The sequence below is a fragment of the Bythopirellula goksoeyrii genome (genome assembly GCF_008065115.1).
Taxonomy (GTDB): domain Bacteria; phylum Planctomycetota; class Planctomycetia; order Pirellulales; family Lacipirellulaceae; genus Bythopirellula; species Bythopirellula goksoeyrii.
In genome coordinates this window covers 4,949,103-4,965,939 of sequence record NZ_CP042913.1, presented here as the reverse complement: position 1 = coordinate 4,965,939, position 16,837 = coordinate 4,949,103, and the positions used below count along the sequence as shown (strand labels likewise).

Below are 16,837 nucleotides of genomic sequence, written 5' to 3'. Positions count from 1 at the left end.
ACGGTTAGACGGTCGAGAGTCGGCTGTCGAATGTCCAGAATCGCCCAGAATCATCGTGGTAAGCTGCCAAATATTTGACAATCCTACCGCTTTCTCCGGATAATGGAGCCGGTGGCTGTTCGGCGACAGTCTGCAAATGTCTCGCTTCTTTGCCGGCGCATGTAAAGCGTCTGGACGGAGCCGGTCTGATAATTTCGGGATAGCAATTACGATGGGACTGTTCGCACTGATTACTCGCTGGTTGCCTGAATCGCGCCGGCGGAAGGAGCGGGTCAACTTCGCGGTAAATCCCCGTGGACCTCGCAAACTAGAACGCCGCCGAGTTCTTGATGCCGCTGGGGCGGGGGTTGCGCTGGACGCCATAGTCGAAGATCAACCCTATGTTCAGGTGGGCGAGAATCTTGCGTTCATGGTGGAGCCGACTGATTCGAATTCGACCGGCGACCCCACTGCAGGATTGTCTCCACCACTGCCCGACGCCTCATTGGTTGCGCAGTTTCCACAGGTTTCTCTTACTCTCAACAGTGTAGAGGTTTTTGAGGACGGCTTAGTTCAAGCCGAAATCCGATTCACCGATAGCGAACCACAACCTCATCTACTTCACATGGACTGGGGGGATGGCACGACTCAAACAATTCCACTTCCGGCAGCAAGTATCGAGCGGGTTGTTCTCGTGCACCGCTACTTGGACGACAACCCTACTGGCACCTCATCAGATGTGAATACCGTAACGGCAACGATGACAAACTCATTTGGCGAGTCTGGCAGTGCGTCGGCCGACATCTTGGTGAAGAACATCGCACCGCAATTTGACTCACTCTCGCTCAGCAGTCCGACTAACGAAAATGGTTTTGCCACTCTCGCCGGCACGTATTCCGAAGTAGGTAGTCTTGACACACACCTGCTAAGGATTGACTGGGACGGAAACGGCACATTCGACCAGACTGTGACTGTTTCAGGCGGAACATTTTCTGTATCGCACCAGTACCTCGACGATAGCCCTTCCGGCACCGCAAGCGATACTTTCAATGTAATAGTATCGCTGCAGGATGATGACCTGGGACAAGTTACAGCGACTCTCCAACAAACGGTGCAAAACGTTGCCCCCAGATTCGATTCGCTCTCGATTACTACGCCAACCAACGAGAACGGCACGGCGATATTGACGGGCACTTATTCCGATCCAGGCAGCCTCGACACTCACGTATTGGATATCGACTGGGACGGGAATGGGACCTACGACCAGACTATTTCCGTCAGCGGAGGGACATTTTCCGTCGCGCATCAGTATCTCGACGATGTTCCCACAGGTACTGCGAGCGATGTGTTCGATGTCAATGTTCGCTTGCGAGACGATGACACGGGTCAGGATACTGGAAGTGTAGAACTGACACTGAATAATGTTGCGCCGAGTATTGATTCGCTTTGGGTTACTACACCAATTAACGAGAATGGTACAGCGACTCTAGTCGGTACGTATTCGGATATCGGTACACTCGACACGCACCAGCTAGATATCGATTGGGATGGCGACGGCACTTATGACCAGACAATAGCCGTGGCAGGTGGTGCATTTTCCATCGCGCACCAGTATCTCGATGACAACCCTACTGGCACAGCGAGCGACACATTAAATGTGAATGTTCGACTGCGGGATGATGATTCGGGACAAGCCACAGCAAGTGTGGCGCTTACTGTGAGCAATGTCGCACCCCAAATCGATTCGCTCTTGGTATCTACTCCGATCAACGAGAACGACACAGCAACGCTTTCGGGAACTTACTCTGATGTTGGTTCACTCGACTCGCACCAGTTGGATATCGACTGGGACGGTGACGGTACGTATGACCAGACGGTAGTCGTCACGGGCGGAACGTTCTCGGTTGTTCACCAATATCTCGATGACAACCCTACTGGCACTCCGAGCGACACGTTTAATGTCAATGTCCGCTTGCGAGACGACGATACGGGACAGGCCACGGCAAGCGTCCCGCTTTCCGTCAACAATATCGCGCCGACAATTGATTCGCTTACGATCACTACTCCGATCAACGAAGATGGTACGGCGACACTATCGGGTACTTATTCCGATGTTGGTACGCTCGACACACACCAGTTAGACATCGACTGGGACGGTGACGGTACGTATGACCAGACGGTAGTCGTCACGGGCGGAACGTTCTCGGTTGTTCACCAATATCTCGATGACAACCCTACAGGCACTCCGAGCGACACGTTTAATGTGAATGTCCGTTTGCGAGACGACGATACGGGACAGGCCACGGCAAGCGTCCCATTGACTGTGAACAATATCGCGCCCCACATCGATTCTCTTTTGATTACCACACCGATCAATGAGAACGGTACGGCGACACTATCGGGTACTTATTCCGATATTGGCACGCTCGACACACACCAGTTGGATATCGACTGGGACGGTGACGGTACGTATGATCAGATGGTGGCCGTAGCAGGTGGGGTGTTTTCGGTCACACACCAGTATCTAGATGATAACCCAACTGGGACACCGAGTGATACGTTCAACGTGAATGTGCGGCTGCGGGATGACGACACGGGGGAGGCCACGGCAAGTGTCCCGCTTTCCGTCAACAATGTCGCGCCGACTATTGATTCTCTTACGATCACTACTCCGATCAACGAAGATGGTACGACGACACTATCGGGTACTTACTCTGATGTCGGCACACTCGATACACACCAGCTAGATATCGATTGGGACGGCGATGGCACTTATGACCAGACGGTGGTCGTCACAGGTGGAACGTTCTCAATTAATCACCAATATCTCGATGATGATCCTACCGGGACACCGAGCGATACGTTCAACGTGAATGTGCGGCTGCGGGATGACGACACGGGGGAGGCCACGGCAAGTGTCCCGCTTTCCGTCAACAATGTCGCGCCGACTATTGATTCTCTTACGATCACTACTCCGATCAACGAAGATGGTACGACGACACTATCGGGTACTTACTCTGATGTCGGCACACTCGATACACACCAGCTAGATATCGATTGGGACGGCGATGGCACTTATGACCAGACGGTGGTCGTCACAGGTGGAACGTTCTCAATTAATCACCAATATCTCGATGATGATCCTACCGGGACACCGAGCGATACGTTCAACGTGAATGTGCGGCTGCGGGATGACGACACGGGGGAGGCCACGGCAAGTGTCCCGCTTTCCGTCAACAATGTCGCGCCGACTATTGATTCTCTTACGATCACTACTCCGATCAACGAAGATGGTACGACGACACTATCGGGTACTTACTCTGATGTCGGCACACTCGATACACACCAGCTAGATATCGATTGGGACGGCGATGGCACTTATGACCAGACGGTGGTCGTCACAGGTGGAACGTTCTCAATTAATCACCAATATCTCGACGATAATCCTACCGGGACAGCAAGCGATACATTTAATGTGAATGTGCAACTGCGAGACGACGACGCAGGGCAGACCACGGCAAGTGTCCCACTGACTGTGAACAATGTCGCGCCGACGGTTGCACTAGATCCGGTAGCGATGATCAATGAGAACGAGATTGCCACGCTCAATGGTTCGATCTCAGACGTCGGGACACTTGATACTTTCACTTTGGAAGTCGACTGGGGTGATCCGTTAAGTCCCGAGAATACTCAGACCTTTAGCTTGGGAACGACAGCACTGACCATGTCTGCTGACGGAATTGAGTGGGATCCGACGACACGTACCTTTTCCATCGAGCACCAATACCTCGACGAGAATCCATCGGGAACGGCATTCGATATCTATACGATTTCGACCAAGGTCACCGACGATGATACAGGGGTCGGTAGTTCCACGGCTTCGGTCAGGGTCAATAATGTGCAGTTGCAGCTGACCGTTGCTGATGATCAGACGATCGATGAAGGTGCATTGTTGGATCTTACTGGCGATAGGTTGGGTTCCTTTACCGACGTTGGGTCTCTAGACAGCCACACAGCTACCGTGGACTGGGGAGATGGGAGTCCCGTGGCAGTGGTTGCCGTGACAGAGGCCAGTGGTAATGGAGTGTTAGGTGCTAGCCACATCTATGCAGATAACGGTGTTTATACCGTCACAGTGACTGTCACGGACGACGATACCGATAGCGACTCGAAATCCTTTCAAGTCTCCGTGCTCAACGTCGATCCAACCCTAACTGGCGTGAGTGACCCGCTGCAAGTTGACGAAGGCCAGATTTTTACTCTCAGTGGTCTCGGGGTTGGCCTCGAGGATCCTGGCTTTGATAATCCTGCCAATCCTCTACTGGCCGGAGGGACCGTCGAAACATTTACGGCGGTTTCGGTTGATTGGGGCGATGGCTCGACGCCTGACAGTCTCATGATCGACACTCGCACCAATGGAGGCGAGAACGTGACTACCAAAGCCACGTTTTCGCACATGGCCCATGCCTACGCCGACAACGGTACCTATACCGTCTCCGTAGTGGTGAGTGACGATGATGGTGGCCTTGTCACTCGTACCTTTACGATTGTTATTGCGAATGTGTCGCCGACACTGACGCTCACTGATGGCGTTTTCGAAATCGATGAAGGAGATACACTGGACCTCAATGATTTGGGTGTATTCACCGATCCCGGCTACAACAATCCGTTGAATCCCAATGGGGCGTCGGTTGAGAGCTTCCACTATTCGATTGATTGGGGCGACGGCACTCCGACTGAAATGGCCCAAGCTCCGGCAACAGCAATTGATGGCCAGCAAGGAGTGGCGACCAGCGGAACACTGTCCGACAGCCACCTGTATGAGGACAACGACGCTGACAACACTTACACTATTACGGTCACTTTGTTTGACGACGATGGCGGTTTCGATCAGCATTCGATTCAAGTCCGAGTGCTGAATGTGAATCCGACTCTCGATCCATTGATTGCAACCGATGTGACGCCGCAAGGCACTACCATTCTCACGCTCTCATTTGCTGATCCAGGGACGGACTCATTTGAGATACTGGTTGATTGGGGTGACCAACTCGCTTTGCCACCCGACCAACGGTTTGTCGTGGAAACAGCCCATGTCGGACCCACTCCGACAACTTATGTTCTTACGCACCAATACCTGGGTCCGCCTGATCCTTTGCACCCGGCTGCTGACATCGATATCCGCGTCAAAATTCTGGACGACGATTTTGGGACTCTTGGCGTAGTCGAAGACGGGGAAAGCAATCTTCAGACGGTGACCATTGCAAACCCAGGAATCGGGCAGCAATTCATCCGTATTGACACAACAGTTTATGTACCACAGCTGTCGTTTCCCGAACGGACCCAGATGGTCGACCTCGAGAATGCCTCGAACACAAACTTCCTGTTCCAGCAGGGACTCAATGTGCAGTCAGGCTCTGGAGAGCTGAATGCCACCACCGAGCGGTTTCTCGAGTTGCGTGTGATCAGTGCCGATGGGAGTTTCAGCGAGGGGTTTCGTTTGCGGCCAGAGGTACTCCAGGATCTACCGGCCTTGTTCCGGACCTTGCCGGATAATCATTACGCCCTGTACGTGGTCAATCTGGAAACGAATACTCGCCGCTTGGTGATCGAAGTCTATGTCCGCAATGGCAAATTGATAGATCCCGGGGATGACTCGGAAGGAACCCGCGACCGTCCGCCGACTGACAAGCAAACGCAAGAACCAGCGCCTGAGAAAGTTGAAAATGTGGATCTTGAAAGTGTCCCTGCAGCTGCTTCGTTACCCTCTCAGTCGAGTGCAACACTGCCATCGATCAAGACGTTCCCCGTGTCGACAGGTGTAAGTGGATTTAGTGCGGTCATGCCCAAAAGTTCCTGGAAGTCTGGCCCATCCCGCTGGACAGCAGTGGCGTTAGGGCTTGCGGCTAGCCCTGCGACACAGAATTGGGCGCGGCAAATTGACCAGGCACTGGCCCAAGCAACGGCAACCCAATGGCGGAAATTACAGGTGCATAACCCGAAGAAGCGGAAAAAGCAGTAATTTTCTGCATGACGCCTACTTCTCAAATACAATCAGAGATGGTGACCACCCATCCCAAGAGATACCGCCTCCACTCGTTCCCGTAGATTCTCCTAGCCCTAAGCAGTCAATACTTGATGCGAACTTGTCCCGCGTGCCAAACCGTTGCAGATGAGAAAGCCATTGCTGCGCAGCGCTGCAGCAAGTGTGGAGCGGCTTTGCATCGCGTGCCGAAACGCACGATTTCTGATATTGCTCATCAGGGAACCGTGAGTCCACAACCTCCGCTCGACTTGGACACGATCGGAGAATTGGGGTCCATCGATATACCTTTGGTCGGGGACACGAATGATACCCCAGACACGATTCGGACAGTCGATCTGAGTTCGCTTCCTAGCGATGAATCTTCCGGTGACTCTTCAGACGAACCGCCGGTGCGTGAGAAACCTAAAACGGTTCCCCTCTCACCTGAACAAACCATCGAGTTCTCTTCCTCAGTAGACCCCCCTTCGGGAAAGAAACCTAAGACGGTTCCTATTGGTCCTGAGCAAACCATCGAGTTTCTTCCCGGAGTTTCCGACCCTTCAGCGGCAGAAAGTCTGGCCACCGCCCAATGGCAAGGCAGCATGGCAAGCAGTGTTGACAACGAGCGATTCACGATCAAGCAGAAAGACACCACCAAAGACTCCGATGTAAAACGTTCCTCGGTGGTAGTGAAGTCACGCCAGTTTCGGGAAAAGAGTGATAGCGAGAGGCCCGTTTTTTCTGAGACTGACGCACCTGACTACGAATTGCTCGACCAGATCGGCGAAGGGGGCATGGGAGTTGTTTACTCTGCGAAGCAGTCTGCCATTGCACGGACCGTCGCGGTCAAGATGCTCAAGAAGAAGGATGCCGATGACGCCTCGCAACGCGAGAAATTCATCTCCGAGGCGGTCGTCACAGGGGAACTCGATCACCCTAATATCGTGCCGATCTATGATTTAGGTTCCAACGACAGCGGAGCGCTCTTCTATTCGATGAAGCGAGTAAAAGGGACGCCCTGGGATGACGTTCTCAAGAAGCGGTCGCTCGATGAAAACCTGAGCATCCTGCTCCGTGCAGCAGACGCGGTGGCCTTTGCGCACGCCAATGGCGTCATTCACCGCGATTTGAAGCCCGAAAATATCATGCTGGGTGACTACGGCGAAGTACTGGTAATGGACTGGGGACTGGCCCGGATTAGCCCCAATTTTCCCAACGCATCGTCAGTGAGTCAGTCGGATGTCATGGGTGGCACACCGGCCTATATGTCGCCTGAAATGGCCACGGGGCCGATTGAACTGGTCACTCCGGCAAGCGATGTGTATCTGCTGGGGGCCATGCTCTATGAGATTGTCACGGGCAAGACCCCCCACACAGGCAAGACCGTGATGGCATGCTTGATGGCGGCAGCTAAGAACCAGATTCCCGTTATCGATCATCCCAACGAACTGAGTGACATTGCTCTGAAGGCGATGGCAACCAAGCCGGCCGACCGATACCAATCAGTGCAAGAGTTCCAAGCCGCCATACGGCAGTATCAATCGCACTCTGAGAGTATTCTTCTCACCGATAGCGCTGAGAAGAATCTTCGTTCGGCCAAAGAGGCCGGGGACTATGAACTGTTTTCCCGCGCACTCTATGGTTTTGAAGAAGCCCTCTCGCTGTGGAACGAAAACAAGCGGGCCAAGGGTCTGCTCTCAAGTTCTCGCATGGAATATGCTTCGACGGCACTTGGACGAGGTGACTACGAGCTCGGTGTTACGCTCTTGGATCCAGAGAATGCCGAGCATCGCCCTCTCCTCGAACAGCTTCAGGCGGGACTCAAAGAACGTGCATCACGTGGTCGTCGGCTCGCACTGTTGAAAAAAATGGTGGCGGCACTGCTCTTGGCTGTCGTTGGAATCGTGTCGGTTGCCTATGTGTTCGTGCGAGCGGAGCGGGACGAAGCGGTCGTGCAACGAGTGCGGGCGGAAGATGCTGAAGGCGTTGCTCAAGAGAACTATCGTGAAGCGGAATCGGCGCGTCAGGTGGCAGAAACGCAGCGCCAGATTGCCGTAAAAGAACGGACTCGTGCCGAAGAACAGCGCCAGATTGCTGTTACCCAACGGAACCGAGCTGAAACCGAAGAAGCAAAAGCTCTTGAAGCCAAGCAAGCCGAAGAATATGAGGCTTACGTGGCTCGCATTGGGCTTGCCAATGCGAAAATCGAGGAGAATGCCTTCGATCGGGCGCAGACTTTGCTCGATGAGTGCAATCCGGCTCTGACCAACTGGGAATGGGGCAGGCTCTCGTATTTATGTAATCTCAGTAATGAGACCTGGCAATTGGGCGGACCGGTTGAAGCCGTAGCCTATTCGCCTTCTGGCAAAAACTTTGCCAGTGGCGATCTAAACGGCAAAGTCACGCTGTGGGATGCCTCATCTGGAGAAGAACTTCACACACTTGACGCAGGTCAGTACGTGCATGGCGTCGCATTCGATCCAACAGGAGAGCGGCTCGCCGTCGGCAGTAGTGACAACAAGATCCGCATCTATCGGGTTTCTGACGGTCAGTTGCTTTCCACACTTGAAGGTCACACCGATGCGGTGCTTAGTGTGCAGTTTTCCGAGGACGGCGGCCAATTGCTCTCGGCAGGCTACGACAACACGGCCCGTCTGTGGGATGTGACGAGCGGCGAAGTATTGCAAACTTTACAGGGTCACAATTGGTGGGTCTGGTCAGCACAGTTCTCACCTGATGGGCGTCGCATTGTGACTGCTAGTCAGGATGGCAAAGCAATCGTCTGGGAGCAAGCTGATGAAGAAGGCCCCTACGTTGAGTCGACCCAGTTCACGCAACATCGCGGGCCTGTTTATGCGGCACGCTTTTCTCCGGACGGCTCACAGATAGCGACTGCAGGCTATGATCGCCGTGTTCTCTTGTGGAATCCTGAAAAGGTTCATCCCCCGGATATTGCTCGCCGACTCGATTCCTTGCCTGACCTGCCTTCGCCATTTGTTGAGCTAGGCATACACGAAGGTCCAGTGCGAGGTTTGTCGTTTGCACCTGACGGGGAAACATTAGCTTCCGGCGGACAAGACAATGTCGTTCGGATTTGGCAACTCGCCTCTGGCACTCAGGTCGCACAACTGCGCGGACATGCGAGTCATGTCCGTGATTGTGTTTTCTCACCCGATGGCGAATCGCTGCTCTCGGCTGGTCGTGATGCTCAGGTCAAACTTTGGCAACCGCAACGCTATGCAGAGATGGTGGTTCTCGAAGAGGGACCAAGGGGCGAAGCTGATGCGGTGCTTGCTGCGAGTTTCTCACGGGATGGGGAAGAAGTGGTTACCGCTGGTCGTGATCGCACCTCAACGCTGTGGAGTGTCGCTGATCGCAAACCACTTCAGCATTTTGCCGAGGGCCATGAGTTCCTGGCTTCGATAGCCCAGTTTTTTGATGATGGGTCACGTCTGGCAACAGGTGCCGGGGATAGCACGGTGCGTATCTGGGATGTTGCCACAGGAACTGAGTTACAAGTGCTGGAAGGGACTGGCTATACGGCTGCTTTAGCAGTCTCGCCAGATGGGAGGTGGATCGCTTCGGGAGGTGCGGAGAACGAACTGCAGATTTGGGATGCCAACACAGGGCAGCCTATCATCTCGCTCGCAGGGCACGAAGCACCAGTAACATCTTTGTCATTTTCCTCAGACAGCAACATGTTGGCCAGCGGCGACGATCGCGGGCGAATACTGCTCTGGCAGCGTGATCCGCAATCAGGAAACTGGTCGATCACGCATCAGTTGTCGGGCCACAGCCGTTCGATCGTGGATGTGGCATTTGCACAAGGAGACCGTTTGCTTGTCTCAGCCAGTGGCGACAACACCTGCGGCATTTGGGATGTCGCCACAGGCACCGAGCTACGTGATCGGGTACTGAAGCATCCGGAGTGGATCAACGCGATGGATGTTTCGGACGATGGCACCCAAGTGCTGACCAGTTGCGACGATGGTCGAGTGCGGCTGTGGTCTGTGGATGATGCCGAATTGTTGTCCACTTTTTCTCCAGCGGGAGAAGATGTCGTTTACACGGCAGTCGATTTGTCGCCCGATGGCTCGACTGCCCTGGTGACTTGTGCCGCAACGGGCAAAGTATATCTGTGGGATCTCACTTCCCAGGAGGAGATTGGCCCTGAGAGTTCCTGGCTTGACTTGGGCAAGGGTGTTTGGGCAGCGAGTTTTGCACCTTCAGGTGAGAGCTTGATCACCATAGGTGGGAACGATGCACGGCTCTGGGACGTTGATTCGCGCAAGCAGCTTGTGAGTTTTAGCCCTCATGGTGCCGTGGCCGATGCCGACGTTTCGCCCGATGGCCAATGGATCGTTACGGGAAGCTGGGACCAATCCGCCAAGATTTGGGATGTCCAATCTGGCAAGGCGATCCGCAAGCTTGAAGGAGTGCACGAAGGATATGTCAACAGCGTGCAGTTCTCGCCTGATGGCAAACAAGTGCTCACCGCAAGTGACGATTCCAAGGCACAACTTTGGGATGCAGCCACTGGCAAGCCGCTCGATCCAGCCTTGGTGGGGCACGAAGACCGTGTGCGCCAGGCTAGATTCAGTAGCGATGGCTCACGGATCGTTACGGCCTCAAACGACAAGACCTCCCGCGTGTGGGACACTGATTCAGCCCAAGAGCAACTTGTCCTGCGAGGTCACGAATGGGCCGTGCTCTGTGGCGAGTTTTCTCAGGACGGCACACGCATTATCACCGGTAGTGAAGACAACGTAGCGATCGTGTGGGACGCCACCACCGGCGAGCAAATTCTCAAACTCCCCGGTCACACCGACAGCGTGACCGCCGTCGCATTCTCCCCCGACGGCACTCGCGCTCTGACCGGCAGCCAAGATAATACGGTCAAACTCTGGGATGCCCAAACCGGCAAAGAGATTCTCACGCTAGAAGGCCACCGCGAAGCGGTGACGAGTGTCTCCTTCTCCCCCGACGGCCAGACGGTACTCTCCAGCGGCCGCGACGGCCAAACCATCCTCTGGCCAGCAACCCACTGGGACAACTAAAGCGAGCCGCGTCGTCCTCGACCCCGGTCAAACCGAAGTGAACCTCACGTTGTTGTAGTTCTCGTCTTCGCGGTAGCTGCCAAGCCTTGCCATCAAAAGTAATTCCTATCACTATCACATGCACGTAAAAGTGATGCTGGGGAATCCCAGAATTTGGGAACATATCGCTGGAGAGTTCTGTCCAGTTTCTAGCGGCGCTCGATAAAACCTCGGAACTACGCGGCAGACAGTTTCTAACTGAGGACGTGCACACCGATGCTAGTTAGCTGATGCCCAATTCGGCTAAGGTTGTGCAACCAGAGACATCTGAGTTCATCAGTAACGCCCCGCTGGCTACCGTTTTCACAGAATATCACGCGCGGCTTTGTGATTCCGCATCGCAGAAACTCGGGGCCAATGAGACGCCACCGCTCCTGCGATACGTACAAAGTCGGGGGTAATAGAATGCTATAAGGTGAGAGGTAGAGCAGTAGTAAGGTGACGGCGACATTATTGCCAAGCCGCAAGCGGTGGCGCTTCACCAGTTCGGTGCGGGATTTACCTCTTGAACGTCCTCCTGAAACCTGCGAGACCGACTACGCCTGCCCCAAGTAGGAGCATGGAGGCTGGTTCGGGGATTTCGGGTCTAGGTGGAGGGTCCAGGGTGCCTCCTGTTAGTGAAGATGGTCCTTGTGGATTGATCGCAAACTCATTGATGCTTGCGCCTGGTGTAAGAACGGTAAAGGTAGGGTCAGCGTAAGCGGCTGCACTGTAAAATGCATCGGGATTCTCATGCACTCCAGGCTGAAATTGAATCCGATAAGTGTCTTCTCCCCTAACGAACGCGTATAACTCGACCATGTACTGATAGTTCCCGCCAAGTTGATAGACTGCAGGTAGAGTCACTGTGGCTGTTGCGTTCAGCTTTTCACTACGTTGGTCATAGGTCACTCCTGGAAGAGGTTCGTCGAGATATGTGGATACTGAATCGTACCAAACAGGCGCACCATTGACGATGTTCCCCCCAAATGCAGCTGGAAAGTATTGATAGATACCTACTATAGCGCTTGTACTCACCGAAGCCTGGTTAATAGAAAATATTTCAACCAAGAGGTTATAAGATATCTCCAAATCAACATTACCGGTGCCCTGCAATGTGAATCCGGATTGCTGTTTGGCTGTTGCAACAACGCTAGAATGTGTTCCCTGAATGGAAGCCAAAGCATAGTCCTCGCCCCATTCGCTAATGGCAGCGTAGGCATCATTCGTGTCACCAGGATCATCCACAACGGTCAGTGACGTGTCCGACCCGTTAACTCGGCCATACTGGTCCGCTCCTGAAAACACGTAAGAGATTTGATAAGGAGTCGCAAAAGCAGAACCATCAAGAAAGAGCAATACTCCAAATACTAACAATCCAAGTTTTTTCTTCATTATTCTTGCTCCAAGTCTTTCAGTGATTTGCGAGTTGGAATGGCCAATAGCGACTCTGCCCCTCAAGCTTACCAGGTCACGCCATCCGGCTTACAAGTTATACCGATATCTGATAGGAGATCTGATTTCGGCCTGCCAGAAGTACAGTCTACTGAGGTAGAAGTACTAATTCAAGGAATTTTAGCCGATATTTCCTATTTGGGATTGCCTGGATACACACTACTTGGCGTCTTCAGATTTCTATTTCAGCAGATTGTTAATTAGCGGCGTTGAATCTGCGCACCGTACGAAACGGACTATAGAAATCCGCTAAATAGAGAGGCTAGTGTCGATGACCGACGGCTCGAACGGCATTTGTCTAGCAGCCTCGGGTGTGACACGCCCCAGCCATAAACAGCATTTTACTTCGGTCCGAGGGTGTATCTGACCTCCCCCAGAAGCGATTTTTCCGAATCCGCGGCGGTGAAAATAACCGATGCAGATACGGTAAGGGCCAGGACGCGGTGGTGCCACACCGCCGCTAGTAACGACAATTTGCCAATCGGCGGAAATCCGCTCGATCAGGGTTCACCCGCGTTCAATTCTTCTCACCCACTTACAAATACGTATTAATCAAATTCTCAATCATCTCCTGCCGTCCACTACGGTTGGCGGAAATTTCACCCTTGTCCAGCATGATCTTCTCCAGCGAAGCGAAGTTGTGTTTGCCGGCTTCGATCTCGGCGCCCAGGCCGGTGTCCCAACTGGCGTAACGTTCTTTGAGTAGTCCTTCCAACCGGCCATCAGAGCGAATCGCCGCGGCGATTTTCAGGCCACGGGCGAAGGCGTCCATACCGCCGATGTGGGCGTAGAACAGATCGATGGGCTCGAAGCTCTCTCGGCGGACCTTGGCGTCGAAATTGACGCCGCCGGTGGTAAAGCCACCATACTTCAGCAGCGTGTGCATGCATTGGGTTGTGAGATAGATGTCGGTAGGAAACTGGTCGGTATCCCAACCCAACAGCATATCGCCCGTGTTGGCATCGATGGAACCAAGCGCCCCCGAAGCCCCTGCGAGATCCATTTCATGCTGCATTGTGTGCCCCGCCAATGTCGCGTGGTTGGTCTCGAGATTGAGCTTGAGGTGGTCGATCAAATCATACTGCCGCAAGAAATTCAGGCAGGCCGACGTGTCGCTGTCGTATTGATGCTTGGTGGGTTCCTTCGGTTTCGGCTCAATGTAGAACTGCCCGGTGAAGCCAATTTCCTTGGCGTAGTCAACGGCCATGTGCAGGAACTGGGCCAGGTGATCCAGCTCCCGGCCCATATTGGTGTTCCACAAATTTTGATAACCTTCGCGACCACCCCAGAAAGTGTAGCCACCTCCAGCTAGTTCGAGCGTTACCTCCAAGGCCTTTTTGACTTGAGCCGCGGCATAGGCAAACGCATCGCTGTTGGGGCTCGTCGCGGCACCATGCATGTACCGAGGATTGCTGAATAGATTGGCTGTGCCCCAGAGCAGTTGGATACCGGTTCGCTGCTGCTCTTCTTTGAGCACCTTGGCGACCGCATCGAGATTCTTGTTCGACTCAGCAAGCGAAGCCCCTTCGGGAGCAACGTCGCGGTCGTGGAATGCATAAAACGGATTGCCGAGTTTTTCAAAAAACTCAAAAGCCACCCGGGCTCGATTTTGTGCGTTCTCAACGGACTCCGAACCGTCGTCCCAAGGCCTGACAGCTGTACCAGGTCCAAAGGGATCGGAGCCCTGTCCGCGGAAGGTATGCCAATAGACGACACTAAACCGCAGATGGTCTCGCATCGTTTTGCCTTCGACTTTTTCGTCGGCATCGTAATATCGAAAGGCGAGGGGGTTCTTGCTCTGGGGACCCTCGAAAGGGATACGTTCGATTTCGGGGAAGGCAGTCATGGATCAGTGAGTCTCTCGTTAGTGCAACCAATTTCAAGTCCAGTCCTGTCGCAGCGATTCTTTGTGACAGGCACGTAAACGTATGAATATAGCGGTAGCAAGTGTCCTAGGGCCAGTGGCGAATCTGTGGGAAATCTGTGTTGTCATAGGTAAACGCGGAGTTTATGGCCCGAATCGTACCGCACTAGCAATACTCCACCCGCCTGGCAGTGCCATTTGGTAGACCTTCTCAGTTAGGCAAGTTAGAATGAACGAACAGGTCGGACAGAGGCAGCGAATCTCTCATTCGCGTTGACCGATCCTGGTGGGGCATGTGGACAGAGAAGTGGGAAGCTTGGCAATGTTAAAACGACTGTGTGTCGCTCTAGCCATTCTGGCAATGGCGTGTTCTGCGTCGGCTGAAATTGTGCGCTTTAATACGGTACTAGGAAGTTTCGATGTTCAGTTGTTTGCCGATGTCATGCCAAACACTGTGCAGAATTTTCTCAATTATGTGAATACCGATCGCTACGACGGCACGGTAGTCCATCGCAATAGTGACACATTTGACTCGGGACTAGGGGGGTTCAGGGATTTTGTAATCCAAGGAGGAGGATTTACTCTACACGATCCCAATCCTCCAAGTACGACTATTACTTACTCATCGGTAACTACGGATCCTCCGATCAATGATGAACCAGGCAGTGGAGTCACAGGGCCATCAAATGTTCGAGGGACGATTGCTATGGCCAAATCAGGTCCGAACACCGTGACAAGCCAATGGTTTATCAACCAAGGAGACAACTCAGTACTTGATAGTCCTACTCGACCGGATGGCGGCTTTTCAGCTTTTGGAATGGTCCTAGGCAACGGGATGGATGTGGTTGATGCAATAGGCGACTTGCCATTGCCATCCGATTTTGGATTCTCGATCGGTGCACCGTTTAATGACTTACCACTTAGGAATTTTTCTGGAAGCTCGATCTCCGATATTCGCGTTGCGAATACTGTGACAGTCAACAGTGTCACGCAGTTGGCACTGGCTCCTGGAGACTTTAATCGCAACGGCGTGGTGAATTCAGCTGACCTAACAATTCTTCGAAACAATTACGGTATGTCTCAGGGGGCATTCTTCGACGATGGAGATGCTGATATGGATGGCGATGTTGATGGTGCTGACTACCTGCTCTGGCAGCGTAGTTTTGGCCAGCCGGCACCTCCGCTTGGTGCCATCAGATCCATTCCTGAGCCAGCCACTGCGATACTCGCTGCCCTTGGCTGTTTGTTTCTCGCGACACGCCGCCGATAGTCGCCTACTCGGCGATATATTCTGCGTACTTTTCCGCGAGTTTGGCTTGATTCTCATCTCCACGGTGTAGCACGATGCGATAGTGCAATATAAGGGATTCACCCGAAGCCAACGTCATCCGGAGCGGTCGTTCACGGACTCCGCCCTTTTCATTCGTGAAGGCAAGCTTACCCAGAGGGTTGCCTGCGAAAAGGCCATAGGTCCGCACGTGCCAAGGGGCAGGATAATCGAGGCTCTCAGGATGGGAGAAAATAGCCATGCCGACCTTCTCGCCATTAACAGGCCCTTGATAATCGACCCACTCTGCCGGTTGTGCCCATGCAGCGCCGTCAGTCAATCCACGACTTGAAACAATACGCCCTCCCTGCTTGTGGTCGACATTCATGCTGTCGGCTACTCGCACGGCGAAGAAGCCTTCTTTGCTGTCAGAGAGCCGGAGTTCACCCTCGCTCGCCGTGAGGACAAGTCGGCAATCGAGCCACCGCTGATCTCCATCGGTGCCGAAAGTCCAGGTTCGCTCATCTCCGCAGATTTTATTGCCTTCGCTATCCAGCCAATCCGTCGTTGCGACAACGATGGCAGAATCACCATCGCAATCAACCCTATCGAACGATCGGTGTACCTGCTTGCCAGCAGGGAAGGGACGGTTAACACCTTCTACTTTTGTATGCCAAAAGTCCGCTTCGTTTATCCCCTCGTATCCGATCCAAACTGAAAGGTGGTGGGGGTGGTCCTTGGCTTCTTCAAGTTTGGTAGGACCAACTGGCCAGGCGCGGGTCATGGGCTCCCCCGTTGGGCCGATGACTGGCCACAACACGGGTTTGTTTTCGGAGTTCGTCAGGTAGCGGGTGAATAACTCACCATCGATATTGACCGTGACGCCGTCAGCTTCTTCGGTAACCGACATTTTGCCAGAGGGTTCATCCTCTGCAGCGTTTGCTGGCGAACAGGTGAGGGATACTAAATTTGAAGAGCAGCAAATCGTGGCAAGGCCAAGCAATAATCGCGATACTGGATAGCGTAACAATTGTGTGTCTCCTAGAAAGTAGAGTTATTAATGAGTCGGCACGGCTAGTCTAGCACGTTCTTCCAATAGATAGAATTGGCTAAAAATCTAGGAAGGTAGTCTAGGTCGCAAGTATGCCGATCATTGAAAGCCTCCCTTTGCGCAC

At 53.4% G+C, this 16,837-nt stretch carries 6 protein-coding genes; 3 read left to right on the top strand and 3 right to left on the bottom strand.

Annotated elements, in window-relative coordinates:
• The first annotated feature begins 136 nt into the window (after positions 1 to 136).
• A complete protein-coding gene (locus tag Pr1d_RS19605; RefSeq protein ID WP_168205362.1) occupies positions 137 to 5,998 on the top strand; it encodes a beta strand repeat-containing protein in 5,862 nt (1,953 codons plus the stop codon).
• A 116-nt stretch (positions 5,999 to 6,114) separates the two neighbouring features.
• Positions 6,115 to 11,058: a WD40 domain-containing protein gene (locus Pr1d_RS19600; protein ID WP_148075100.1), complete on the top strand. Its 4,944-nt coding sequence runs from the start codon at positions 6,115 to 6,117 to the stop codon at positions 11,056 to 11,058.
• A 537-nt stretch (positions 11,059 to 11,595) separates the two neighbouring features.
• Here Pr1d_RS19600 and Pr1d_RS19595 read toward each other — a convergent pair.
• Positions 11,596 to 12,471, bottom strand: coding sequence for a PEP-CTERM sorting domain-containing protein (locus tag Pr1d_RS19595; protein WP_148075099.1), 876 nt, complete (start codon positions 12,469 to 12,471; stop codon positions 11,596 to 11,598).
• 595 nt (positions 12,472 to 13,066) lie between these two features.
• A complete protein-coding gene (gene xylA, locus Pr1d_RS19590) occupies positions 13,067 to 14,377 on the bottom strand; it encodes a xylose isomerase (protein WP_148075098.1) in 1,311 nt (436 codons plus the stop codon).
• Positions 14,378 to 14,717: 340 nt separating this feature from the next.
• Here xylA and Pr1d_RS19585 point away from each other — a divergent pair, with 340 nt between their 5' ends.
• Positions 14,718 to 15,665 (top strand): peptidylprolyl isomerase, encoded by a 948-nt coding sequence (locus tag Pr1d_RS19585; protein ID WP_148075097.1) that lies wholly within the window; start codon positions 14,718 to 14,720, stop codon positions 15,663 to 15,665.
• A gap of 4 nt (positions 15,666 to 15,669) precedes the next feature.
• On the opposite strand, the gene Pr1d_RS19580 is transcribed toward Pr1d_RS19585, so the two are convergent.
• Positions 15,670 to 16,692: a DUF6807 domain-containing protein gene (locus Pr1d_RS19580; RefSeq protein ID WP_148075096.1), complete on the bottom strand. Its 1,023-nt coding sequence runs from the start codon at positions 16,690 to 16,692 to the stop codon at positions 15,670 to 15,672.
• Between the last annotated feature and the right edge of the window lie 145 nt (positions 16,693 to 16,837).

Coding starts and splice junctions, on each gene's coding strand:
- Pr1d_RS19600 (WP_148075100.1), top strand. CDS start 6,115: ATGCGAACTTGTCCCGCGTGCCAAACCGTTGCAGATGAGAAAGCCATT.
- xylA (WP_148075098.1), bottom strand. CDS start 14,377: ATGACTGCCTTCCCCGAAATCGAACGTATCCCTTTCGAGGGTCCCCAG.
- Pr1d_RS19595 (WP_148075099.1), bottom strand. CDS start 12,471: ATGAAGAAAAAACTTGGATTGTTAGTATTTGGAGTATTGCTCTTTCTT.
- Pr1d_RS19585 (WP_148075097.1), top strand. CDS start 14,718: ATGTTAAAACGACTGTGTGTCGCTCTAGCCATTCTGGCAATGGCGTGT.
- Pr1d_RS19605 (WP_168205362.1), top strand. CDS start 137: ATGTCTCGCTTCTTTGCCGGCGCATGTAAAGCGTCTGGACGGAGCCGG.